The sequence below is a fragment of the Winslowiella sp. 2C04 genome, assembly GCF_050037805.1.
Taxonomy (GTDB): Bacteria; Pseudomonadota; Gammaproteobacteria; order Enterobacterales; family Enterobacteriaceae; genus Erwinia; species Erwinia toletana_A.
This window is the reverse complement of sequence record NZ_CP188300.1, coordinates 4,018,146-4,042,191: the sequence shown is the minus strand read 5'-3', so window position 1 is coordinate 4,042,191 and position 24,046 is coordinate 4,018,146. Positions and strand designations below refer to the sequence as shown.

The 24,046-nt window shown below is 54.8% G+C and carries 18 protein-coding genes and 1 other annotated feature; of the genes, 10 read left to right on the top strand and 8 right to left on the bottom strand.

All coding sequences use genetic code 11. The annotated features are described in order from the left end of the window. Nucleotides 1–15: 15 nt before the first annotated feature. From ACP3TC_RS18335 to ACP3TC_RS18320, 4 genes are all read right to left on the bottom strand, one after another. Nucleotides 16–732: a GntR family transcriptional regulator gene (locus tag ACP3TC_RS18335; RefSeq protein WP_313857578.1), complete on the bottom strand. Its 717-nt coding sequence runs from the start codon at nucleotides 730–732 to the stop codon at nucleotides 16–18. A 10-nt stretch (nucleotides 733–742) separates the two neighbouring features. Further along, nucleotides 743–4,360 (bottom strand): urea carboxylase, encoded by a 3,618-nt coding sequence (uca, locus tag ACP3TC_RS18330; RefSeq protein WP_426816989.1) that lies wholly within the window; start codon nucleotides 4,358–4,360, stop codon nucleotides 743–745. After that, nucleotides 4,353–6,155 carry an allophanate hydrolase gene (gene atzF, locus ACP3TC_RS18325; protein ID WP_426816988.1) on the bottom strand — a complete coding sequence of 601 codons (1,803 nt, stop codon included), beginning with the start codon at nucleotides 6,153–6,155 and terminating at the stop codon, nucleotides 4,353–4,355. Before atzF ends, uca begins: the two co-directional genes overlap by 8 nt. 233 nt (nucleotides 6,156–6,388) lie before the next feature. Beyond that, entirely contained in the window at nucleotides 6,389–9,070 is a 2,682-nt protein-coding gene (locus tag ACP3TC_RS18320; RefSeq protein WP_426818299.1) for a cation-transporting P-type ATPase, read from the bottom strand. 581 nt (nucleotides 9,071–9,651) lie between these two features. Between ACP3TC_RS18320 and sltY the strand changes: the two genes are divergently transcribed. Beyond that, complete coding sequence (gene sltY / locus ACP3TC_RS18315; protein WP_313855591.1) at nucleotides 9,652–11,574, top strand: murein transglycosylase; 1,923 nt, start codon at nucleotides 9,652–9,654, stop codon at nucleotides 11,572–11,574. 45 nt (nucleotides 11,575–11,619) lie between these two features. Next, nucleotides 11,620–11,952 carry a trp operon repressor gene (trpR, locus tag ACP3TC_RS18310; protein ID WP_313855593.1) on the top strand — a complete coding sequence of 111 codons (333 nt, stop codon included), beginning with the start codon at nucleotides 11,620–11,622 and terminating at the stop codon, nucleotides 11,950–11,952. Here the strand turns inward: trpR and yjjX are convergent. Beyond that, the gene (yjjX, locus tag ACP3TC_RS18305; protein ID WP_426816987.1) at nucleotides 11,938–12,480 is read right to left on the bottom strand and encodes an inosine/xanthosine triphosphatase; all 543 of its coding nucleotides are present in this window, start codon (nucleotides 12,478–12,480) and stop codon (nucleotides 11,938–11,940) included. The two genes, trpR and yjjX, sit on opposite strands and share 15 nt — an antisense overlap. Nucleotides 12,481–12,531: 51 nt before the next feature. Between yjjX and gpmB the strand changes: the two genes are divergently transcribed. After that, nucleotides 12,532–13,179: a 2,3-diphosphoglycerate-dependent phosphoglycerate mutase GpmB gene (gene gpmB, locus ACP3TC_RS18300; RefSeq protein ID WP_426816986.1), complete on the top strand. Its 648-nt coding sequence runs from the start codon at nucleotides 12,532–12,534 to the stop codon at nucleotides 13,177–13,179. A 44-nt stretch (nucleotides 13,180–13,223) separates the two neighbouring features. On the opposite strand, the gene robA is transcribed toward gpmB, so the two are convergent. Beyond that, nucleotides 13,224–14,099 carry an MDR efflux pump AcrAB transcriptional activator RobA gene (gene robA, locus ACP3TC_RS18295; protein WP_426816985.1) on the bottom strand — a complete coding sequence of 292 codons (876 nt, stop codon included), beginning with the start codon at nucleotides 14,097–14,099 and terminating at the stop codon, nucleotides 13,224–13,226. Nucleotides 14,100–14,312: 213 nt separating this feature from the next. Between robA and creA the strand changes: the two genes are divergently transcribed. Then, nucleotides 14,313–14,786, top strand: coding sequence for a protein CreA (creA, locus tag ACP3TC_RS18290; protein ID WP_313855601.1), 474 nt, complete (start codon nucleotides 14,313–14,315; stop codon nucleotides 14,784–14,786). A 111-nt stretch (nucleotides 14,787–14,897) separates the two neighbouring features. Here the strand turns inward: creA and arcA are convergent, their stop codons facing one another. After that, on the bottom strand, nucleotides 14,898–15,614 hold the full coding sequence (gene arcA / locus ACP3TC_RS18285) for a two-component system response regulator ArcA (protein WP_313857579.1): 717 nt from the start codon (nucleotides 15,612–15,614) through the stop codon (nucleotides 14,898–14,900). Nucleotides 15,615–16,222: 608 nt separating this feature from the next. On the opposite strand from arcA, the gene ACP3TC_RS18280 reads away from it, so the two are divergent. The 5 genes from ACP3TC_RS18280 (at nucleotide 16,223) to thrC (ending at nucleotide 21,972) form a co-directional block, all read left to right on the top strand. Next, a complete protein-coding gene (locus tag ACP3TC_RS18280) occupies nucleotides 16,223–16,909 on the top strand; it encodes a tRNA/rRNA methyltransferase (protein WP_313855603.1) in 687 nt (228 codons plus the stop codon). A 223-nt stretch (nucleotides 16,910–17,132) separates the two neighbouring features. After that, nucleotides 17,133–17,204: a thr operon leader peptide gene (gene thrL / locus ACP3TC_RS18275; protein ID WP_313857581.1), complete on the top strand. Its 72-nt coding sequence runs from the start codon at nucleotides 17,133–17,135 to the stop codon at nucleotides 17,202–17,204. Then, nucleotides 17,140–17,262: a sequence feature (Thr leader region), on the top strand. Its footprint overlaps the gene before it by 65 nt. Nucleotides 17,263–17,287: 25 nt before the next feature. Next, nucleotides 17,288–19,750, top strand: a complete 2,463-nt coding sequence (thrA, locus tag ACP3TC_RS18270) for a bifunctional aspartate kinase/homoserine dehydrogenase I (protein WP_313855605.1) — start codon at nucleotides 17,288–17,290, stop codon at nucleotides 19,748–19,750. A gap of 2 nt (nucleotides 19,751–19,752) precedes the next feature. Then, nucleotides 19,753–20,682 carry a homoserine kinase gene (gene thrB / locus ACP3TC_RS18265; RefSeq protein ID WP_313857584.1) on the top strand — a complete coding sequence of 310 codons (930 nt, stop codon included), beginning with the start codon at nucleotides 19,753–19,755 and terminating at the stop codon, nucleotides 20,680–20,682. Between the two features lie 3 nt (nucleotides 20,683–20,685). Further along, complete coding sequence (thrC, locus tag ACP3TC_RS18260) at nucleotides 20,686–21,972, top strand: threonine synthase (protein ID WP_426816984.1); 1,287 nt, start codon at nucleotides 20,686–20,688, stop codon at nucleotides 21,970–21,972. A gap of 68 nt (nucleotides 21,973–22,040) precedes the next feature. Here thrC and yaaA read toward each other — a convergent pair whose 3' ends face one another. Beyond that, nucleotides 22,041–22,817 (bottom strand): peroxide stress protein YaaA, encoded by a 777-nt coding sequence (gene yaaA, locus ACP3TC_RS18255; RefSeq protein WP_426816983.1) that lies wholly within the window; start codon nucleotides 22,815–22,817, stop codon nucleotides 22,041–22,043. A gap of 221 nt (nucleotides 22,818–23,038) precedes the next feature. Here yaaA and tal point away from each other — a divergent pair, with 221 nt between their 5' ends. Next, nucleotides 23,039–23,992: a transaldolase gene (gene tal / locus ACP3TC_RS18250; RefSeq protein ID WP_313855613.1), complete on the top strand. Its 954-nt coding sequence runs from the start codon at nucleotides 23,039–23,041 to the stop codon at nucleotides 23,990–23,992. The last annotated feature ends 54 nt before the right edge of the window (nucleotides 23,993–24,046 follow it).

Genomic DNA, 24,046 nt, shown 5'->3' with positions numbered 1-24,046 from the left:
AAGTAGTGGTTAGAATTATTCTGGTGATGCGGTTTGCCGCCTGGCCTGCTGAAGCATATGTAAGGTGATTTTCCTGACCTCGGCTTTACTGACTGAAATGTGAGCGGTCAGGATGCGTTGCGCCTCCTCGGTTTGTTGGGTTAACACCGCCAGCAAAATGGCGGCGTGCTCGCGATAAGTGGCATCAACCCGATCCTCACGGGTAAAGTCGAGGCGGCGAATAATGCGAATTTTTTCGGTTAATTCGGCATGAATGCGCGCCATTTCACTGTTACCTGCGGCACTGACCATTGCCATATGAAAGCTTTCATCATGCAGTGAGACGGCTTTTCCCTCTTCCAGCCGTGGCTGGTCGATCCAGAATGTTTTCAGATCCGCCAGCCGTTCCGCGCAGCGCCCCGGCGGCATTCCGCACAGGCGGCGCACCGCTTCGCGCTCCAGCACGATGCGCAAGTCATACAGTTCTTCGAAATATTCAAAATCGAACGGCCGCACCTGCCAGCCGCTGCGAAACCACACTTCGACATAGCCTTCACGTTCCAGCCAGAACAACGCCTGGCGCACCGGCGTGCGGCTGACCGCCATGCGTTGCGCGATCTCGCTTTCGCTAAAGCGGTCGCCTGGCATTAGACGAAAGTCGAAAATGTCATTTTTGATCGTCTGGTAAATACGCTCGGCCAGCACTTCCGGGCGACCTTTACCGCGCTTCTGGTGAAAGCTGGCCTGTTGCATCATTCGCTCCTTATTCCAGCCACAGCAGGGCGTCACCCGGGCTAACCGGACGACCAGGCTGGCAGGCAATACGCGTCACGCGACCTGCCTGCGGTGCATGAATTGCCAGTTCCATTTTCATCGCTTCGACGACAATCAGCGGCTGGCCTTCTGCCACTTCATCACCTGGTTTCACCAGCACTTTCCAGATATTGCCGTTCATATCGGCGCTGACCGGCAGCGCACCGTCATCGGCTGGTGGCGGGTAGAGATTCTCTTCGCTGGTCAGCGGCGCAGCTTCTCCTTCCTGCTGCCACAGGGAGACCTCAGCCTCAAAAGCACGGGCCTGATGCTGACGGAAATCGGTAATCGCCTGCGCGTTGTTGGCAAGGAATTGCCGATGTTCGGCGAAATCAAACGTTGTCTGTTCGACAGCGATCTGGGCGCGGCCCTCGCGGAAATCTTCACGCAGCACGTCCAGTTCGGCTTCGCTGACCGGGTAGAAACGTACCTGATCAAAGAAGCGCAGCAGCCAGGGTTCACCGGCGGTAAACTGGTCGTTTTTCAGGAATTTATTCCAGATTGGCAAAGTGCGGCCCACCAGCTGATAGCCGCCGGGCGAATCCATGCCGTAGATGCACATATACATACCGCCGATGCCGACGGTGCCTTCAGCGGTGAAGGTTCGTGCCGGATTATATTTCGAGCTGAGCAGGCGATGGCGTGGATCGATCGGCACCGCGCACGGTGCGCCAAGATAGACATCGCCGAGTCCCAAAATCAGATAGCTGGCAGCAAATATCATCTCGCTGACCTGTTCACGGCGCGATAACCCGTTAATTCGCTGGATAAAATCAACATTATTTGGCAACCATGGCGCAGTGCTGCAAACCGTTTCCTGGTAACGTTCCACCGCGCTCAGCGTGGCGCCGTCTTCAAACGCCATCGGCAGCCAGACAATGCGTGACGGCACTTTCATCTCGCTGACATCGCCGAGTTGCTGTTCCAGCGTCAGCAGCATACTAATCAGCGGTTTCTGACCAAGAATCCGGCTGTCATAGCGAATTTGCAGCGAACGCACGCCCGGCGAAAGCTCTTCAATGCCCGGCTGCGCGCTGGCCTGAATGGCACTCATCAACAGATGAACGCGCAGGCGTAGCGCCAGGTCCAGCACGTTGTCGCCATACTCAATCAGAACGTAGTTATCGCCAGCCTGACGATAAACCGCAGATGGGGTTGTGGCGGTAGCCTCAAGCGCCGCCAGCAGAGTGGCCGACCCCTGGGTGGTCTCTGCCAGCGAGGGCAGGGCAAACGTGGGCAAAGCCGTTGGCGCTAAACGTTCGACTGAGCTGGTCTGGGCTTTTTCCAGCGCCAGCGCTTCTTCGATGCTAATCGGATGAAAACGAATACGATCGCCGGGTTTCACCTGGCCCACTTTCCACAGTTCTGCTTTGGCGATAGTCACCGGGCAGACAAAGCCGCCGAGGCTCGGCCCGTCACGCGTCAGGATCACAGGAAAGTCGCCGGTAAAGTTCACCGCGCCGATTGCGTATTCACAGTCGTGTACGTTTGATGGATGCAGACCGGCTTCGCCGCCGTTGGCACGTGCCCAGACCGGTTTCGGCCCTACCAGGCGCACGCCAAGGCGGTTAGAGTTGTAGTGCACCTGCCATTCGCTGGCAAAGAATTCGTCGATGGAGGCGTGGCTGAAGAAGTCTGGTGCACCGTGCGGCCCGTACAGCACGCCGATGCGCCATTCATCACCATATTCCGGCACCAGTGCAGGATCCATTGCTTGCGGCTCGCTGACCGGCGCTGGCGTGGTGCAGGCATCCAGCTCTGGCTGTGAAATGGCCAGCATATCGGCGACACGCAGCGTGCGCCCGGCATGGCCGCCAAACTGACCGAGCGCGAAAGTAGAACGACTGCCGAGATATTCCGGCACATCAAAACCATGGCGTACCGCCAGATAGGTGCGGCAACCGTTCTGCGCACGGCCAAGCGTCAGGGTTTGCCCGGCTTTTATCGTCAGCGGTTGCCAGTAATCGACCGCCACACCGTCGATATCGGCAGGGCAGGCGGCACCGGTCAGGGCAATAATGCTATCGCTGTGAAAGCGCAGCGTCGGGCCTTGCAGAGTAAATTCCAGCCCGGCGGCTTCTTCAGCATTGCCGACAATGCGGTTCGCCAGGCGGAAAGAGAAATCATCCATTGGGCCAGATGGCGGTACGCCGATATCCCAGTAGCCGAGGCGGCCGGGATAGTCCTGAATGCTGCTCCAGGTGCCTGGCTGTATGACTTCAATCACTCTGGCTTGCGGGGTAAAACTGTCCAGCATCCGGGTCCAGACATTTCCGGCGCGAAACGCTTCGGTGGCAATAATCTGACGCAGATAGTCGAGATTGGTGGCAATGCCGTGCAGTCGGGTTTCATTCAGCGCTTGCTGCATTTTTGCCAGCGCTGCTGCGCGGTTGTCGGCGTGGACGATCAATTTGGCGATCATCGGATCGTAGAAGGCGGAAACCTCGGTGCCGGTGCTGATCCAGCCGTCGACGCGCACATCCTGCGGAAAGCAGACTTCGGTTAACACGCCCGGACTGGGCAGAAAGTTTTTTAACGGATCTTCGGCGTAAATACGCACTTCCAGCGACGCCCCTTGCGGCGCAGCGCTCATCGCCTGCCAGTCGAGTGGATCATCGGCGGCCACGCGCAGCATGCACTCCACCAGATCCAGCCCGGTCACGCATTCGGTAACCGGATGCTCGACCTGCAAACGCGTGTTCACTTCCAGAAAGAAAAATTCATCGCGTTCGGCATCGTAGATATATTCCACCGTACCGGCACTGCGATAGTTTACGAGTTCCCCCAGTTTAACCGCTGAGTCGAGCAGCGCGGCGCGGGTAGACTGCGGTAAATTAGGGGCCGGAGTCTCTTCCACCACTTTCTGATTGCGGCGCTGCAGCGAGCAGTCGCGTTCACCCAGCGCGATCACCCGACCTTTGCCATCGCCAAAGATCTGCACTTCAACGTGGCGGGCGCGATCAATGCAGCGCTCAAGAAATACCCCAGCATCACTGAAAAACTGTTCGCCAAGCCGGCGTACGCTTTCCCACGCGGCGCTCAACGCCGCGGCGTCGGCGCAGCGGGTCAGGCCGATGCCACCACCGCCAGCGGTGCTTTTCAACATCACCGGATAGCCAATTCGGTCGGCGGCGCTCAGCGCTTCCTGCAGCGAAGCGAGTAATGGCGTACCGGGCGTCATCGGTACGCCAGCGGCGGCCGCCAGTTCACGCGCGCGATGCTTCAGGCCAAACTCACCAATTTGCTCGGCGGTGGGGCCAACAAAAGCGATACCGGCCGTTTCGCAGGCCTCAGCAAACGGCAGGCTTTCCGACAGGAAGCCGTAGCCCGGCCAGATCGCTTCACTGCCGGTCTGCTGTGCGGCAGCAAGAATTTTATCTATGCGCAGATAGCTGTCGCCCGGCTTATCGCCACCGAGGGCGATAGCGATATCTGCATCTTTCACGTGCTGTGCATTTTTATCGGCAGCGGAATAGACCGCGACGCTGGTCATCCCCAGACGTTTCAGCGTGCTGATAGCACGGCAGGCAATTTCGCCACGGTTAGCCACCAGAACGGTTTTAAACATGGGTTGTCTCCTTGCGCGCCAGCCAGTTACGCCAGCCACCAAACTCGGTGATTTCCGTGGCGTCGTTGAGCGCCGCCGGTTCACAAATAAAGCCCTTCACCGACCGGCCATCAGCCAGCGTCAGGGTGCCGATACCCAGAGGGGCAGGAATTTCTGCAACAAATTCGCCAAAGCGCGCCAGCGGAATATCCCACAGCTCGACGGTAATCGCTTTGCCACCCTCCGCCTTCGCCAGGCCGGGCTTTGGCGGCTGGGTATTCGCCAGCGCCCAGAGGCGATAGCAGGCCGCAGTTTGCGTCTCTTCCACCAGCACCGCGTGACGCGTGGTTAACTGATGATTGAGCGGCATACCGCTGAGATGAGCACCGACCACCGCTACCCGCACATGCCGCGCGGAATCGGGCAGGGAGAGGTGATGGGCAGGCTGAGGTTTCCCGGTGGCGCCCAGCGTCAGCGCTTGCTGCTGCTGCCAGCGCTGTCCAAAGGTTGCCAGCGCCCGATCGTGCCAGGCGGGCGCGATCAGCGTGATGCCTGCTGGCAGGCCATCGGCGCGAAACGGGCCAGGCAGCGCCAGTGCCGAGAGGTCGGCGAGATTGGTAAAGTTGGTGTAGGTGCCAAACTGTGAGTTGTAGCGCACCGGCTCCTGCTTCATCTCTTCGAGGGTATGAATGGTCGGTGACGTGGGTACAACCAAAGCATCAAACTGGCTCAGGGTTTGCTGAATCTGGCGTGTCAGTTCGGCCCGCTGGTATTCGGCTTTAAAGGTCTCCACCGCGCTGTATTTCTCGCCGCTGGCGACGATGTCATATACCACCGGATCCATATTTTCCGGATGTTGCAGCATTTCGCCGACGGCTACGGTGCGTTCTGCCACCCAGGGGCCGTCGTAGAGCTGGTCGGCCAACTGATGAAAAGCGGTAAAATCGATCGGATGCAGGCTGGCCCCGGTCGCGCGCAGCGCCGCCAGCGCCGTTTCCCAGGCGGCTTCGGCCTGCCGATCGTCAAAGAAAGTTGGGCTGGCCGGAATGGCGAAGCGCGCAGCGGCGGGCATGGCTGCTGGTGCCAGCGCCGGATTGCGGCGCGAATAGGCATCGCTTTCGTCATAGCCGCCTGCGATATCCGCAACTGTCCACGCATCTTCCACCGTCAGTGCAAAGACGGAAATGGTGTCATTAAGGCGGCAGGCGGGAACCACGCCGCTGGCGGAGAGCCAGCCTTTTGTCGGCTTCAGCCCGACCACATTGTTAAAACCAGCGGGTACGCGCCCCGATCCGGCGGTATCCGTGCCGAGTGAAAATCCTACCAGACCGCGGGCCAGCACCGAGGCCGAGCCGGAGCTGGAGCCGCCGCTGACGTAAGCCGCATCGAAGGTGTTGGGAACGGCGCCAAACGGCGAACGGCAGCCAACCAGTCCAGTGGCGTACTGGTCAAGATTGGTTTTGCCTAACACCACCGCACCGGCGGCTTTCAGGCGGGCAACGGCAACGGCATCGGTTTCTGCCTGATAAGTAAACGCCGGACAGGCAGCTGAGGTTGGCCAGCCGGCGACATCAATGTTGTCTTTAACCGCAAACGGCACGCCAAACAGTGGCAAAGCGGCGGGGTCTTTGCGATAAGCCGCCAGCAGCGGCGCGATCTGTGCGCGCAGTTGCGCCGGAGTCGCCAGACAGAGCCAGGCGGTATCGTCGGTGGACAGCGTTGCCAGCAGATTTTCCAGCGTGTCGCTGATGGCTTCAGCATCGTGCTGATAGTGTTGCTGCCACTGCTGCAGCGTAAACCCTGTGATTGATGTCATAGTCTGAATTCCATCTGGTATACAAGATGGAATTCAACAGAGCAAAGCGCGTGCCAAAATTTAACTCATTAAATTTTATGGCTTTAATAAGTGAAGTGTTGTGAGGGTGCACGTTATCTGAGCATGGGTTGAGCAAAAATGGGGCGGGGGATTTGCGGAGCGTTATATCGTAGGGGGGGTATGCAGAGTGCGAATCATTGATTTGGGCGGCGAGAACGCCGCCCTGGTGATACTTATGCTTTACGCCATTTCCGGGTCAGCGGTTTTTCAATCTCAACGATGATAAATACCATCGCTGCGACCAGTAACGGCACGATCCAGAACAGCACTGGCAGTGGGGTAGTACCAAACAGACGGTTCATCAGTGGCAGATAGATAATCGCCGCCTGTAACAGCACCAGCACGCCGGTGACCAGCCAGATTCCACGATTGCGCAGCACGCCAGCCGTCAGTGAGAAGCCATCGGTTTTACGACAGTTCAGCATATAGGCCCACTGTGCGGTGACCAGCGTCTGCAACAGCACGGTACGGATAAACTCGGCGCTGTAACCGCGTGGCTGCAACCAGGCTTCCAGCGCGAAGGCGCTGATGGCAATCAGCGTGCCGACAAACGCCACGCGCCAGACCGCATAACCATCCATTACGTGCTGACGCGCATTGCGCGGTGGGCGACGCATGGCATTCTTCTCTGCCGCTTCAAATGCCAGACCGAAGGAGAGAGTGGCGGAAGTGGCCATATTCATCCATAAAATCTGTACCGGCGTCAGCGGCAGCAGGTTGCCCATCAGCATGGCGATAATAATCAACAGACCCTGCGCCAGGTTGGTTGGCATAATAAACAGGATGGTTTTTTTCAGGTTGTCGTAAACGCGACGCCCTTCTTTTACTGCATTGGCAATGGTGGCGAAGTTGTCGTCGGTCAGAACCATGTCCGCCGCCTCTTTCGTAACTTCGGTACCTTTGATTCCCATCGCAATGCCAACATCCGCCTGCTTCAGCGCCGGGGCGTCATTGACCCCGTCACCGGTCATGCCAACAATTTCATTGCGGCTTTGCAGCGCTTTCACCAGGCGCAGTTTATGCTCCGGGCTGGTACGGGCAAAGATGTCATACTGCTGGGCGGCATCGGCCAGCTGTTCGTCATCCATATGCTCCAGCGCGTAGCCGGTCAGCGCGCGACTACCGTCGCCGATACCCAGCATACGGCCAATCGCCATCGCGGTTTCCTGATGGTCACCGGTGATCATTTTGACGCGAATCCCGGCCTGATGACATTCAGCAATCGCGGTCACCGCTTCCGGACGCGGTGGGTCCATCATGCCGGCAATGCCAACAAACACCATCTCTTCGCCCAGAGCTTCATGACTCAGCGTCTGACGCGCATCCACTTTACGGCTGGCCGCTGCGACCATACGCAAACCTTCGCGTGCATAGCGGGCAATTTCGGCTTCCCAGTGGGCGATGTTTAACGGCTCGATACCGTTTTCACTCAGCTGGTAGCGGCAGTGCTTCATCAGCACATCCGGTGCGCCGGTCATCAGTAAGTTGGTCGCCGCGCCGATCTGGTGCAGCGTCGCCATGTATTTCCATTCTGAGTCGAACGGGATTTTATCCAACTGGGCACAGGGCTGCGGTGGCAGGCTGACTTTTCCCGCCAGCACTTTTAACGCGCCGCCGGTTGGCCCACCGGTAATGCCCCAATGGCCCTGTTCATCTTTAAATACGGTGCTTTCGTTACACAGGTCGATGACCCGCAAGAAGTGGCTGAGAACGGCATTCTGCGTTGCATCGATGACCACATCGTCATGTTCTGCAAGAATGTTGCCGGTTGGCTGGTAGCTGTTACCTTCCACGCGGAAGTTTTTATCAGCGAGGATGACCGCTTTCACCGTCATCTCATTCATGGTCAGCGTACCGGTTTTATCGGAGCAGACCACCGTCATTGCGCCCAGCGTTTCGACGGTTGGCAGTTTACGAATAATGGCTTTTTTGCCTGCCATCGCCTGCACGCCCAGTGACAGGATGATCGAGATAATTGCCGGCAAGCCTTCCGGCACCGCCGCGACCGCCAGGCCAATCAAGGACAGCAGCAGTTCACCCATTGGCATATCGCGTAACAGCAGCATAAACACAAACAGTGCGGCCATCATCGCCAGGATAATGGCGAAAATTGCTTTGCCCAGTTTATCCATCTGCACCAGTAGCGGGGTGCGATGCTGTTTGATATCGGCCATCATATGATTGATTTTACCCAGCTCGGTATCCGCGCCAGTTGCAATCACCACGCCTTTACCGCTGCCTGCGCTGATGGTGGTACCAGAAAACACCAGGTTATAGCGATCGCCAATCATCACTTCGTCATCAATCGCGGCGGTCTGTTTGGTCACGGCAATGGATTCGCCGGTCAGGATCGCTTCCTCGATTCTCAGGTTATGGGCTTCCAGTAACCGGATATCGGCCGGAATGCGGTCACCGGCACGCAGTACCACCACATCACCCGGCACCAGCGTGCTGGCATCAACCGTTACCAGCGTATCGTTTCGCAACACCTGGGCCGATGCGGAGAGCATATTTTCGATACTTTTCAGCGATTTCTCTGCATTGCTTTCCTGTACAAAGCCAATCATTGCATTGATCACCGCCACGCCGATGATGACGGCGGTATCCACCCAGTGGCCCATGACGGCCGTTAACACCGCCGCAGCCAACAGGACATAGATCAGTACGTCATTGAAATGAGCAAGAAAGCGCATCAGTGCATTTTTACCGGCGCGCGCCGGTAACTGGTTCGGGCCATGTTCCATCAGGCGCTGGTGGGCTTCGTTGGCGCTCAGCCCGCTCTCGCGGCTCTTCTGCGCCTCGAGCGTCTCTTCACTGCTGAGCTGATACCAACGGGTTTCGTTGGTGGGAGGCATTTTGCTCATCGTTTTTCTCCAGTAAGCAGGCGTTGTTCTCCAGTGGAAAATTCTGCCAGATCGAAATTTAAAAAAATTCGCTGCCGGAACTTATTAAGCAATTGGTTTTCTTGTGCTGTATCGATTGATAATTGCAGTATATTGAAAGCCAGTTGTTTAATGAGCCGGGGTGTGGCGCAAGGATGCCCTGTTATTAGCTGGCATAATTTGATCAAGATTAATAATTGGTTACATCGTTAATGTCAGCATAGTGGTGTTTAAGCGCGGTTCAGGCAGTTTTTGCTAATGTGATAGCTATCCAGGATTAATTTTCGAGGGTGTACTGATGAAAAAAAGTAAGCAGATAAGCGCAGTACGTATGACATTGATTATTCTCTGCGGATTAATCCTCGCCAGCGCGGTCGGCATGATTATCTTCGAGATTGCCGAGCGTCTTTGATCTTTGCTGCGGCATGATGGTAAAAATTTGTTTGAGTCATGGCGTTAAGCGATATGCCTGGTTAGCATGAAAAGGCTATACCCTTCCGGTGTATAATTTTTTCAACAATCGGCTTAAGAGAGGCGCTAACGTGGTAAAGGTCATGGCGGACAAGTGGCAGTACTGGATTGTTGGAGCCTGTCTGACAGTTATGGCTGGCAGTGTGCAAGCCGATTCATTAGATGCGCAGCGCCAGCGCTATCAGCAAATTAAACAAGCCTGGGACAATAAGCAGATGGATACCGTGGAGCAACTGATGCCCACGCTGCGTGATTACCCGCTTTACCCTTACCTTGAATATCGCCAGCTGTCGCAAAACCTGAATCAGGAAACCAGCATGGCGGTCAGCAATTTTATTAAGCAGCACCCGACGCTGCCGCCGGTGCGCTCACTCTCTTCCCGTTTCGTCAATGAACTGGCCCGACGTGAGGACTGGCGCGGCCTGCTGGCTTTCAGCCCCGAAGCACCAAAACCGGTTTCCGCCCGCTGTAACTGGTACTACGCCAGGTGGGCCACTGGCCAGCAGCAGGTGGCTTACACCGGAGCGAAAGAGATCTGGCTGACCGGAAGCTCGCTGCCTGCAACCTGCGATAAACTGTTTTCCGTCTGGCAGGGCGCCGGTGAACAGACGCCCATCACCACGCTGGAACGCATCCGTCTGGCGATGATCGCCGGTAATACCAGCCTGGTGAACTATCTCGCGAAGCAGCTGCCGTCCGACTATCAGACCATGGCCAATGCGGTTATGGATCTGCAAAACAATCCTGCCAGCGTCGAATCATTTGCCCGCGCGGTCGGGCCGACTGACTTTACCCGCCAGGCAACGTCGATTGCCTTCGCCAGCGTGGCGAGGCAGGATGCGGAAAATGCCCGGGCGATGATCCCGTCGCTGGTTCGCCTGCAAAAGATGAGCGAGCAGGAAAAGCAGGATCTGGATGAAGCCGTCGCCTGGCGTCTGATGGGCAATGACATCACCTCAGAACAGGCGCGCTGGCGCGACAATGTGGTGATGCGCAGCGGCTCCACCTCGCTGATTGAACGCCGGGTGCGTATGGCACTGGGTAATAACGATCGCCGCGGGCTGAACACCTGGCTGGCTCGTCTGCCGGTGGAAGATAAACAGAAAGATGAGTGGCAATACTGGCAGGCTGATCTGCTGATTGAGCAAGGACGAAAAGAAGAGGCCGATGGCATTCTGCAGAAACTGATGCAGGAGCGAGGATTCTATCCGATGGTTGCCGCACAGCGCCTCGGCGTTGAGTATCCGCTGCGGGTGGATAAAGCGCCACGTCCTGAGGGTAGCCTGCTGCAGGGCAATGCCATTGCGCGGGTGCGTGAGCTGATGTACTGGAATATGGACAATCTGGCGCGCACCGAGTGGGCCTATCTGGTCGCCAGTAAAACCTCTTCCGAACAGCAGATGCTGGCGCGTTACGCTTTCGAGCAGGACTGGTGGGATCTGAGCGTGCAGGCCACCATCAGCGGAAAATTATGGAATCATCTGGAAGAGCGTTTCCCGCTGGCGTGGAACGATCAGTTTAAGCGCTTTACCCAGGACAAGCAGATTCCACAGAGCTACGCGATGGCCATTGCCCGCCAGGAGAGCGCATGGAATCCGAAAGCCGGTTCACCGGTCGGTGCTTCTGGCCTGATGCAGATTATGCCCGCCACTGCTCAGCATACCGTGAAGCTGTACAGTATTCCGGGCTATGTAAACAGCAGTCAGCTGCTCGATCCGCAGACCAATATTCAGATCGGCACTCAGTATCTTGAGCATGTCTACCAGCAGTTTGATCAGAACCGCATATTCGCTTCGGCGGCCTATAATGCCGGGCCTTCGCGGGTAAAAACCTGGCTGGGCAACAGCGCCGGTCGGCTGGATGCAGTGGCGTTTATTGAAACCATTCCGTTCTCGGAAACGCGCGGTTATGTGAAGAACGTGCTGGCATATGATGCTTACTATCGCCACTTTATGAGTAAGTCAGACAAGATCCTCTCTGACAGTGAGTGGCAGCGCCGTTATTGAGTGTGCTATTCTTCCGTACTCGCTAATGAGTACGGAAGAGCCTTTATGACGTCACAATCCCCAATCCCGGTTACTGAAGAACCGCACAATGCCGAGTGGCTGCGTTTTGTGACGCTGATGCAACGCGCGTTTGCCGACAATCTGCATATGCCGCTGTTGCAGCTGATGATGACGCCCGATGAGCGCGAGTCTTACGGTACCCGGTTGCGGATTATTGAAGAGTTAATGCGCGGGGAGATGAGCCAGCGCGAGCTGAAATCCGAACTGGGTGCCGGTATCGCCACTATTACGCGTGGATCAAACAGTCTGAAAGCTGCGCCGCCAGTGCTGAAAACCTGGCTGGAGACGCAGTTACTTAATGGTTCAGATAAGGTCTGAGTCGTCCGGCTTGATCTGATAGATATCGTTATGAAACGGGCAGAGCGCCAGAATCAGTGCCTGATGATAAACGCTGGTGCGCGTCAGTAAGCCATGGGTGAATGCACCAATTGCCCCGCCTTTATGCTTAATATTATCAATGCCGGTCAGGCGTGCCATCTCATCGCCCAGTTCACGACCTTCATGGATACCTTTCATCACTATCGGCGGCAGGGTAAAGCTGGCAGAACGCGATTCGCCCCGCTGTTTTTGATCCTCAACGACCATCCATGCAAAGGCGCTGTTCTCTTCGATTCCCGCTTCAATCGCCACCCAGAAGTCGGCTTCTGGTCTGACCTGTCGGGCGTTCATCACCCGCTGACGTGCGCCAGTTCTCGTTTCTGTATTTGTAACTGGCTGCGCAGCTACGCCACTGTCGACCTCAACACCTTCGATATGGCAGGATCCCTCTCCGAAAACATCGCTGAACGCCTGAGAAATCGCGCTAATTTTTGCCGGATTGGTGGTTGCAGCGACAACATGGTACATAATTGTTTGAACCCTCTACGCAAATTTGTCGCAGTATAACGGAAAAACTACATGTTACAGGTCTATCTTGTTCGCCACGGGGAAACGGTCTGGAATGCAGCACGCCGCATTCAGGGACAATCGGATAGCGCGCTGACAGCCAAAGGTGAGCAGCAGGCTTTTCAGGTCGCAGAGCGCGTCAAGTCATTAGGAATTACGCATGTCATTGCCAGTGATTTGGGCCGCACGCGACGTACAGCCGAGATTATTGCTGACGCCTGCGGTTGCGGCGTAATTCTCGATCCGCGCCTGCGCGAGCTGAATATGGGCGTGCTCGAGCAGCGTCCTTTAGATGAGCTGACCGCTGAGGAAGAGAGCTGGCGCAAGGCGCTGGTTGATGGCACCGAAAATGGCCGTATTCCGCAGGGAGAGTCGATGGCAGAGCTGGCGTCGCGCATGCATGAAGCGCTGAATGCCTGCCTTGAGCTGCCGGAAGGAAGTCGCCCACTGCTGGTCAGCCACGGTATGGCGCTGGGCGCGCTGGTCAGTACGATTCTGGGCCTGTCGCCCAGTGCTGAGCGTCGTTTACGCTTACGTAACTGCTCGATCTCTCGTGTCGATCATCAACAGAGTGCCTGGCTGGCATCCGGCTGGATTGTTGAAACCGCGGGGGATGTATCACATCTTGATGCGCCGGCACTGGATGAGCAGCAGCGCTGACATTTGACGGTTGGGCGGCGAAAATGTAACGCCGCCCTTATCGATCAGGCCTGGCGCCGAATCGGAATCAGATAATCACAGCGGATCTCGCTTGGCGGATCCTGGCGCTTCTTACCACCGTGGGTATGGAATCGTTCAATATCCTGACCCTGACGACGCGTCAGCCCCAGCGTTGGCATACAGGTGCCGTAAATCAGCAGAATAAACTCCTGCAGATCGCCGGTCGGGCCGTGGTAGCTGAACTGTACATAATCACCGGCTTCCAGCAGTACCGTTTGGGCAGACTGCATGGTCTGCGTCAGCTGCTCAGAAGTGACTGCGGTGGTGTAAAGGATTTCCTGCTCATCATCTTTTTCCTGACTTGGACGCGACTGATGCAGACCGTACAGCATCGGTGGAACCGTGTCGGTTTCAGTCAGGAACTGACGCCAGAAATGGATGCGCATTTCATCACGGAAGCGGGAAATCTGCTCCAGCGTGCAGGTATAACTTTGCGTCTGGCCAACCAGCACGGTTTCCGGCAGCGTGACATAGGTCGCTTCCGGTAGCTGGAAATCGCCGAGGCGAATCGGTGGACGAATACCGAAAGAGTTCCAGTCAGATGCGCGACGATAGTAGGCCGGAGTCTGAGCAAACTGCTTCTTAAAGGCGCGAGTAAAGGTTTGCTGAGAATCAAACCGGTACTGCAGAGCAATATCCAGAATCGGACGGCTGGTCAGACGTAAGGCGACTGCGGCTTTCGACAAACGGCGTGCGCGAATATAAGCGCCAATCGCATGACCGGTCACTTCCTTGAACATGCGTTGCAGATGCCATTTGGAATAACCTGCTTTTGCGGCCACATTGTCCAGCGATAATGATTGATCCAGATGGCTCTCCAGCCAGACAAGCAAATCGCGAATGATACCGGCTTGGTCCATAAAACGTCCTCTTCGTACTCTAATGTTGGCGCAGGGAAAGCAAAGTCGACGAATAATAGCACTAAATGCCCAGGAAACCGTGGCGGTTTTATTAGTCCGAATGTGCTATATCAATGCAAATTGGCGACAGGATGTAAATTTAGCGGGTGAATGCAAAACCCATTCCTGAGTTTACCTTACAATCTCATCTATTACTCAAGCAATGGTAACGTAATGATAATAAAAGCACGGTTATTAGTAACAGCAGTTATTTTTTCGGCCTTTACCGCTCAGGCAGAGGTAGTGGGCTCAGTCGATACGGTGTTTAAGGTGTTTGGGCCGGACCATAAAATCATCGTTGAGGCCTTCGATGATCCTGATGTAAAAAATGTAACCTGTTATATCAGTCGGGCAAAAACCGGCGGAATTAAAGGTGGACTGGGTCTGGCGGAGGATACCGCAGATGCGGCGATTTCCTGTCAGCAGGTAGGGCCGGTAACGCTGAGTGACAAAATTGCGCAGGGTAAAGCCGAAGGGGACGTGGTATTTAAGAAGCGGACATCGCTGGTGTTTAAGAAACTTCAGGTGGTGCGCTTCTACGATCAGAAACGTCATGCGCTGATCTATCTGAGCTACTCCGACAAAGTGGTCGAAGGTTCCCCGAAAAACGCATTAAGCGCGGTGCCTATTATGCCGTGGAAGGAATAACGTCGCGGTAAAAATACCGCAAGGCGTTAAGGGAGCCGTTTTTGGCTCCCGGCCTGATGGTATGCAGAGTGCAAACCTTTGACATGGACGGCGGTGACGCGGTCCCAGGGGTTAATCGTGCAGCTCACCACAGAAACGATAGCCTTCGCCATGAATGGTGGCGATGATTTCTGGCGTATCCGGTGTGGATTCGAAATGTTTACGGATGCGACGAATAGTCACGTCGACAGTACGGTCGTGCGGCTTCAGTTCGCGGCCGGTCATCTTCTTCAGCAGATCGCCACGGGTCTGAATTTTGCCCGGATTTTCGCAGAAGTGCAGCATGGCGCGGAATTCACTGCGCGGCAGCTTGTACTGTTCGCCATTTGGGCTGACCAGTGAGCGGCTGTTGATATCCAGCTCCCAGCCGTTGAACTTGTAGCTCTCAACCAGCTTACGTTCGTCGCTGCTGACCGCCAGATTCATGGTACGGGACAGCAGATTACGCGCACGAATAGTCAGTTCGCGTGGATTAAACGGTTTAGTGATGTAGTCATCAGCACCAATTTCTAAACCGAGAATCTTGTCGACTTCGTTATCGCGGCCCGTCAGGAACATCAGCGCAACGTTAGCCTGCTCGCGCAGTTCACGCGCCAGCAACAAGCCATTTTTACCCGGCAGATTAATATCCATAATCACCAGATTTACGTCGTTATCGGTCAGCACCTGGTGCATTTCAGCGCCATCCGTAGCTTCATATACCATGTAGCCTTCGGCCTCAAAAATACTTTTGAGAGTATTACGAGTCACTAGTTCGTCTTCAACGATAAGTATGTGCGGGGTCTGCATGTGTTCGCTACCTAAAATTGCCAACAAAATCGAAACAGGACGTACAACCATTAATAAGCCCTTCATCAAGGGTTTTAATCGAAGTACAGAATTATGTTCTTGATGCACTATCCATCAACGTCAACAACATTGTCAGCTCAGCCATAAGGATGAATCCTGCATGCCCCGGCGGTGCCCTAACGCTGACTATCCTAACTGCATTAACAGCAACATAACAGCAACGAGCACAACCGATAAGCATTAAAACAACGCTTCGTTGACTTATATCAAATCCAATTGTAGCACGTTAACACTTTTGTGAAAAACTCTTCACAGAATGCCAGCTTAGCTCACAAATATAGGCGAATTCGCAACGATTCAGCGACAAAATTTGAAACCGTCCAATTTTGTCTGGCTGTGAATTTTAATGCCTTGATAAATATTAATTAATTGTTAATGATTTGGATTAATTAGTGATTAAGCACTCTGCGGTGAATAAACCCTAACCTCAGGTAATTTATCAGTGTAATTTAAGCTTGTTATTTAATTGTTAAATTAAGCGGAACTGTTATTTAACATGCTGTCGTGTCAGAGTATCTGCCTCTGGTGATGTAACATTTAAGGCTGTCATGCTGTTTCCTCTGATTCTGGTCTCTCCTGCCCGTGCAGAAAATATCGGTGCCGCTGCGCGCGCGATGAAAACTATGGGCTTTAGCGAGTTGCGTATTGTGCAAAGTCAGGCTTATCTTGAGCCAGCCGCGCGCTGGGTGGCACACGGTGCCGGTGAGATTCTTGATAATGTCACTCATTTTAACTCGCTGGCCGAGGCGCTGGCGGATATCGATTTCTCGGTCGCGACCACCGCGCGCAGCCGTGCCAAATTTCGCTATTACGCTACGCCACCGCAAGTGCAGGAGATCCTGCAAGAGAAGATGCAGTGGGTAAACAGTATGGCGCTGGTGTTTGGCCGTGAGGACAGCGGCCTGACGAATGAAGAGCTGGAGCTGGTCGATTTACTCACCGGCATCCCGATGGCAAATGATTATCCCTCGCTGAATCTCGGCCAGGCGGTGATGGTGTATTGCTATCAACTGTCGGCGTTACGCCAGCTGGCAACTGAACGGCCAGCGGTCGCCGACGCACAGCAACTGAGCGCACTGCGTCAGCGTATTGAGCAGTTGTTAGTGAAGCTGAAGGTCGACGACGATCAGAAGCTGGCAGACTGGCTGCACCAGCGCACCGGCCTGCTGGAGCAGCGCGACAGCGCAATGTTGCATCGCCTGCTGCACGATATTGAAAAAAACTTATCACGCTGAAAAAAAACGCCAGATAAAAATTCGGTGTGATCGGCTTTTGCTGGTGTGACTCACCAGCAAAATTATCAGCGGTAAAAGATCCGCACTGGCAAGTGTCAATTCGCACCGGCAGCGTGCGGTAAAGCCAGCCGGTGAATGTGGATAAAAAAATTGACTTAGCCAGCAGTTTGCTTTACTTCTGGAGTCAGACAGACATTAAAAGACAGACAGACGATAAATCTCAATGCGTAAAATCAGCCTGAACACCACAATTATTATTACCACCACCATTACCACAGGTAACGGTGCGGGCTGACGCATAAAGAAAAAAACAAAAAAGAAGCCCGCACCTAAACAGTGCGGGCTTTTTTTTCGGCGTAAATTCAGGAGAGTTTTAAAATGCGAGTGCTGAAATTCGGCGGGACCTCAGTGGCAAATGCGGACAGATTTATGCGCGTTGCCGATATTCTGGAGAGCAATGCACAGCAGGGACAGGTCGCGACGGTGCTTTCTGCCCCGGCTAAAATTACTAATCATCTGGTGGCGATGATTGAAAAAACCATCAGTGGTCAGGATGCATCACCGAATATCAGCGACGCCGAGCGCATTTTCGCCGAACTGGTGCAGGGGCTGGCCGACGTGCAGCCGGGTTTTGCTCTCCAGCGAGTCAAAACTCTGGTAGAGCAGGAGTTCGCTCAGCTAAAGCAGGTACTGCACGGTATCAGCCTGCTGGGGCAGTGCCCGGACAGCGTCAACGCGGCGATTATCTGTCGTGGTGAAAAACTCTCAATCGCGATTATGGAAGCGCTGCTACAGGCGCGTGGCTACAGCGTGACGGTGATTGATCCGGTAGAAAAGTTGCTGGCAGTGGGTCACTACCTCGAGTCCACCGTTGATATTCCTGAATCTACCCGTCGTATTGTCGCCAGCCAGATCCCAGCCAACAATATGGTGCTGATGGCCGGCTTTACCGCCGGTAATGAGCGCGGTGAGCTGGTGGTGTTAGGGCGTAATGGTTCCGATTACTCGGCAGCGGTGCTGGCCGCCTGCCTGCGCGCCGACTGTTGCGAAATCTGGACCGATGTTGACGGCGTTTATACCTGTGATCCGCGCCAGGTTCCGGACGCACGGCTGCTGAAGTCGATGTCGTATCAGGAAGCCATGGAGCTTTCTTACTTCGGCGCTAAAGTTCTGCATCCCCGCACTATCACCCCCATCGCCCAGTTTCAGATCCCTTGCCTGATTAAAAATACCGCCAATCCCCAGGCACCCGGCACCTTAATTGGTGGCGATGGTGCGGATGAGGAAAATCCGGTGAAGGGCATCACCAACCTGAATAATATGGCGATGTTTAACGTCTCAGGTCCGGGCATGAAAGGGATGGTCGGGATGGCGGCACGGGTCTTCGCCGCGATGTCGCGCGCCGGAATTTCTGTGGTGCTGATCACTCAGTCTTCTTCGGAATACAGCATCAGTTTCTGCGTCTCGCAGCACGACCTGGCGCGAGCGCGCCGCGTGCTGGAGGACGAGTTCTTCCTGGAGTTAAAAGATGGCCTGCTGGAGCCGCTCGACGTGACCGAACAGCTGGCGGTCATCTCGGTAGTGGGCGATGGCATGCGCACCCTGCGCGGTATCTCAGCAAAATTCTTCTCGGCGCTGGCGCGCGCCAATATCAATATAGTGGCGATTGCCCAGGGCTCTTCCGAGCGCTCGATTTCAGTGGTGGTCAGCAACGAAGACGCCACCACCGGCGTGCGGGTCGTGCATCAGATGCTGTTCGCTACCGACCAGGTAATTGAAGTGTTTGTGGTTGGCGTCGGCGGCGTCGGCGGTGCTCTGATCGATCAGCTGTATCGCCAGCAGGCGTGGCTGAAGAAGAAACATATCGATCTGCGCGTCTGCGGTATCGCCAACTCGAAAGCGCTGCTGACTAATGTGCACGGCGTGGCATTAGAGAACTGGAAAGAGGCGTTGCAGGCGGCGAAAGAGCCATTCAGCCTGGAGCGCTTATCGCGACTGGCGAAAGAGTACCATCTGCTTAACCCGGTGATTGTTGACTGTACTTCCAGCCAGGCCGTGGCCGATCAGTATGCCGATTTTCTCGCCGACGGTTTCCACGTGGTGACGCCGAACAAAAAGGCCAATACCTCCTCGTGGAATTACTACCAGCAGATGCGCGCAGCGGCAGCGAAGTCGCGTCGTAAATTCCTCTATGACACTAACGTCGGGGCCGGCCTGCCGGTAATCGAAAACCTGCAAAATCTGCTGAACGCCGGTGACGAGCTGATTCGCTTCTCCGGCATTCTGTCGGGTTCGCTGTCGTTTATCTTTGGTAAGCTGGATGAAGGCGTTTCGCTGTCTGAAGCCACTAAACTGGCGCGTGAACTGGGCTTTACCGAGCCGGATCCGCGTGATGATCTTTCCGGAATGGATGTGGCGCGTAAGCTGCTGATCCTTGCCCGTGAGGCCGGTTATCAACTGGAACTGAGTGATATCGAGATTGAAGCAGTACTGCCGGACAGCCTGAACCAGATTGCCGACGTAGAGAGCTTTATGCAGCGTCTGCCAGAGCTGGATGAAGCCTTTGCCACCCGCGTGGCGGCAGCACGCGACGAAGGCAAGGTACTGCGCTTCGTTGGCGCGATTGAAGAAGGCGGCGTCTGTAAAGTGAAAATCGATGCGGTTGACGGTAACGACCCGCTGTATAAAGTTAAAAATGGTGAAAATGCGCTGGCGTTCTACAGCCGCTATTATCAGCCGATTCCGTTGGTACTGCGGGGTTATGGTGCCGGCAATGATGTGACGGCTGCCGGAGTCTTTGCCGATCTGTTACGCACGCTGTCGTGGAAGTTGGGAGTTTAATGATGGTAAAAATTTATGCACCGGCCTCGATTGGCAATGTCAGCGTCGGATTTGATGTGCTTGGCGCGGCGGTTTCGCCAGTCGACGGTTCGCTGCTTGGCGACTGCGTAACCGTTGAGGCTGCGGACAGCTTCAGTCTGGTCAATGAAGGTCGTTTCGTCAGTAAGCTGCCGACTAATCCAGAAGAGAACATCGTTTATCAGTGCTGGGCACGCTTCTGTGAGGCTATCGGTAAGCAAGTGCCGGTGGCGATGAAGCTGGAAAAAAACATGCCGATCGGTTCCGGGTTGGGTTCCAGCGCCTGTTCGGTGGTGGCTGGCCTGATGGCGATGAATGAGCACTGCGGTAAACCGCTAAATGATACCGAACTGCTGGCACTGATGGGCGAGCTGGAAGGGCGGATTTCCGGCAGCGTACACTACGACAACGTTGCTCCCTGCTTCCTTGGCGGGTTGCAGCTGATGCTGGAAGAGAACGGCATTATCAGTCAGGAAGTGCCAGGCTTTGACGACTGGCTGTGGGTAATGGCTTATCCAGGTATTAAAGTCTCGACGGCGGAAGCGCGGGCAATTTTACCGGCGCAGTATCGCAAAGAGGACTGCATTAAGCATGGTCGCTATCTGGCGGGCTTTATCCATGCCTGCCACAGCCAGCAACCGCAGCTGGCGGCGAAACTGATGAAGGATGTGATTGCCGAACCGTACCGCACTAAGCTGTTGCCGGGCTTTGCCGAAGCACGCCAGGCGGCACAGGATATTGGCGCGCTGGCCTGCGGCATTTCCGGCTCCGGCCCAACGCTGTTTGCCGTCTGCGATAAGACGGACACCGCGCAGCGCATGGCGGACTGGCTCAGCCAGCACTATCTACAGAATGATGAAGGCTTCGTACATATTTGCCGTTTAGACACGGCAGGCGCACGTAAATTGGGATAACGCATGAAACTGTATAACCTTAAGGATCACAACGAGCAGGTCAGCTTTGCCCAGGCGGTAAAGCAGGGTTTGGGTAAACAGCAAGGGCTGTTTTTTCCACTGGAGCTGCCTGAGTTTGAACTGACTGATATCGATGAAATGCTGAAGCTGGATTTTGTGACCCGCAGCAGCAAAATTCTCTCGGCATTTATCGGCGATGAAATTGAGCCACACCAGCTGCAGGAGCGCGTAAAGCAGGCGTTTGCCTTTCCGGCACCGGTAGTGAAAGTCAGCGATGATATTTCGGCGCTGGAGCTGTTTCACGGCCCGACGCTGGCATTTAAAGACTTCGGCGGCCGTTTTATGGCGCAGATGCTCTCTTATATCAGCGGTGCCGATGAGCAGATTACCATTCTGACCGCAACCTCCGGTGACACCGGTGCGGCGGTAGCCCATGCGTTTTACGGTATGGAAAATGTCCGCGTCGTCATCCTCTATCCGCAGGGCAAAATCAGTCCGCTGCAGGAGAAATTATTCTGTACGCTGGGCGGCAATATCGAAACTATCGCCATTGATGGTGATTTCGACGCCTGCCAGTCACTGGTCAAACAGGCCTTCGATGATGAAGAGCTTAAGCGCGCGATTGGCCTTAACTCTGCCAACTCCATCAATATCAGCCGTTTACTGGCGCAGATTTGCTACTACTTTGAAGCCGCTGCGCAACTGACACAAGAGCAGCGTAACCAGCTGGTGATCTCGGTGCCAAGCGGTAACTTTGGCGATCTGACCGCTGGCCTGCTGGCGAAATCACTCGGCCTGCCGGTGAAGCGTTTTATCGCCGCGACCAATGCCAACGATACCGTTCCTCGCTTCCTCAACAGCGGTGAGTGGCAGCCAAATGCGACGGTGGCGACGCTGTCCAATGCGATGGATGTCAGCCAGCCTAACAACTGGCCGCGCGTCGAAGAGCTGTTCCGTCGTAAAACCTGGCGTTTACAGGATCTGGCAACCGGTGCGGTAAGTGATGAAACCACTAAAGCTACCATGCGCGAGCTGGACGCCATCGGCTACGTATCTGAGCCACATGCGGCAATTGCCTATCGTCTGCTGCGCGATCAGCTGCAGGATGGCGAGTTTGGCCTGTTCCTCGGCACGGCGCATCCGGCTAAGTTTAAAGAGAGCGTTGAAGAGATTCTGGATAAGTCGCTGCCGCTGCCGCCAGAACTGGCAGAGCGTGCCGAGCTGGATCTGCTTTCCCATGAGATGAAAGCTGACTTTGCTGAGCTGCGGGCATTTTTGCTGAAGGCGTAAATCCGTCTTTTAACATTTACTCAGTATTAACGCGCAGGCGTCAGTTATCACGCCTGCGCCAGCAAATCTTACTGCTGCTCGTGGCGCTTAAACACCAGTTCATCCTCTGAACTTGATTCGGCATCAAAGAAGTAACCTTCAAGGTCAAACTTTTTCAGCTGGGCTGGTTTGGTCAGTCGCTGTTGAATAATATAGCGACTCATCAGGCCGCGCGCCTTTTTGGCGTAAAAACTGATCACTTTAAACTTGCCGTTTTTCTCGTCGAGAAACACCGGCTTGATAATCCGGCCATTGAGTTTTTTCGGCTTCACCGCTTTGAAATACTCATCGGAAGCCAGATTGATCAGTACCTCATCGCCCTGTTCGGCCAGTGCCTGATTCAGCTCTTCGGTCAGGGTATCGCCCCAGAAACTGTAGAGATTGGCTCCCGCCGGGTTTTCCAGCTTGATCCCCATTTCCAGACGATATGCCTGCATTAAGTCGAGCGGGCGCAGCAGGCCATACAGGCCGGAAAGCATACGCAGATGCTGCTGGGCGAAATCGAAATCTTTTTTGCTGAAATCTTCTGCCTGCAGGCCGGTATAAACATCGCCTTTAAACGCCAGAATCGCCTGGCGCGCATTGTCGAGCGAGAAGGGCGGCTGCCAGTCGTTAAAACGCTGGGCATTCAGTTCGGCCAGCTTATCGCTGATATGCATCAACGAACCAATTTGCGCCGGTGAAAGCTTGCGCGCCACATCAATTAACTGCTGTGATTTGTCCAGCAGTGCGGGTTGGCTGAACTGTTTAGTTGCCAGCGGACTGTCAAAATCCAGCGTTTTAGCCGGAGAGATAACCATCAACATATATTCTATTCCTGACAGTGATTCACAAGGATATCATCTGTTTGGTTGCTATTCCGATACGGTAACTGTAGCAAAAAAGCCATAAGGACAGGCAAATCATTGCTATTCGTGCTGGCTATGTTTTTACCGGTAACCTTACCTTGCGCGACGAAGGACAAGTGATATTATCGACCACAGACTTTTTCACACCCTGACAGTCTAACTTGATGAGAATGACAACTATGACGGACAAACTTACTTCCTTACGTCAGCTGACTACCGTGGTTGCTGACACCGGCGATATCGCAGCGATGAAGCTGTATCAGCCGCAGGATGCTACCACCAACCCTTCTCTGATTCTGAACGCCGCGCAAATCCCTGAATACCGTAAACTGATCGATGAAGCGATCGCCTGGGCGCGCGAGCAGAGCAGCGATAAAGAACAGCAGATCCAGTTCACCTCTGACAAACTGGCAGTGAATATCGGTCTGGAAATCCTGAAGCTGATCCCTGGCCGTATCTCGACTGAAGTTGATGCTCGTCTTTCTTACGACACCGAAGCCAGCATCGCTAAAGCGCGTAGCCTGATCAAACTGTACAACGATGCAGGTATCAGCAACGACCGTATTTTGATTAAACTGGCGTCAACCTGGCAGGGTATCCGTGCCGCTGAGCAGCTGGAAAAAGAAGGCATCAACTGTAACCTGACGCTGCTGTTCTCCTTTGCGCAGGCGCGTGCTTGTGCCGAAGCGGGCGTATTCCTGATTTCTCCTTTCGTTGGTCGTATCCTCGACTGGTACAAAGCCAACACCGACAAGAAAGAGTACGCGCCAGCTGAAGATCCAGGCGTAGTTTCTGTTTCTGAAATTTATGAGTACTACAAGCAGCACGGTTACGAAACGGTAGTGATGGGCGCAAGCTTCCGTAACGCCGGTGAGATTCTGGAACTGGCCGGCTGTGACCGTCTGACCATTTCCCCGAACCTGCTGAAAGAGCTGGCGGAAAGCGAAGGCACCGTTGAGCGCAAGCTGTCTTACACCGGCGAAGTGAAAGCACGTCCGGCGAAAATGACCGAGTCTGAGTTCCTGTGGCAGCACAACCAGGATCCAATGGCGGTCGACAAACTGGCGCAGGGCATTCGCAACTTTGCCATCGACCAGGGCAAACTTGAGAAGATGATTGCCGACCTGCTGTAACGGCAATAACCGTGACCAGAACGCTGGTCACGGTTTCTGTTTTGTATCCCATCC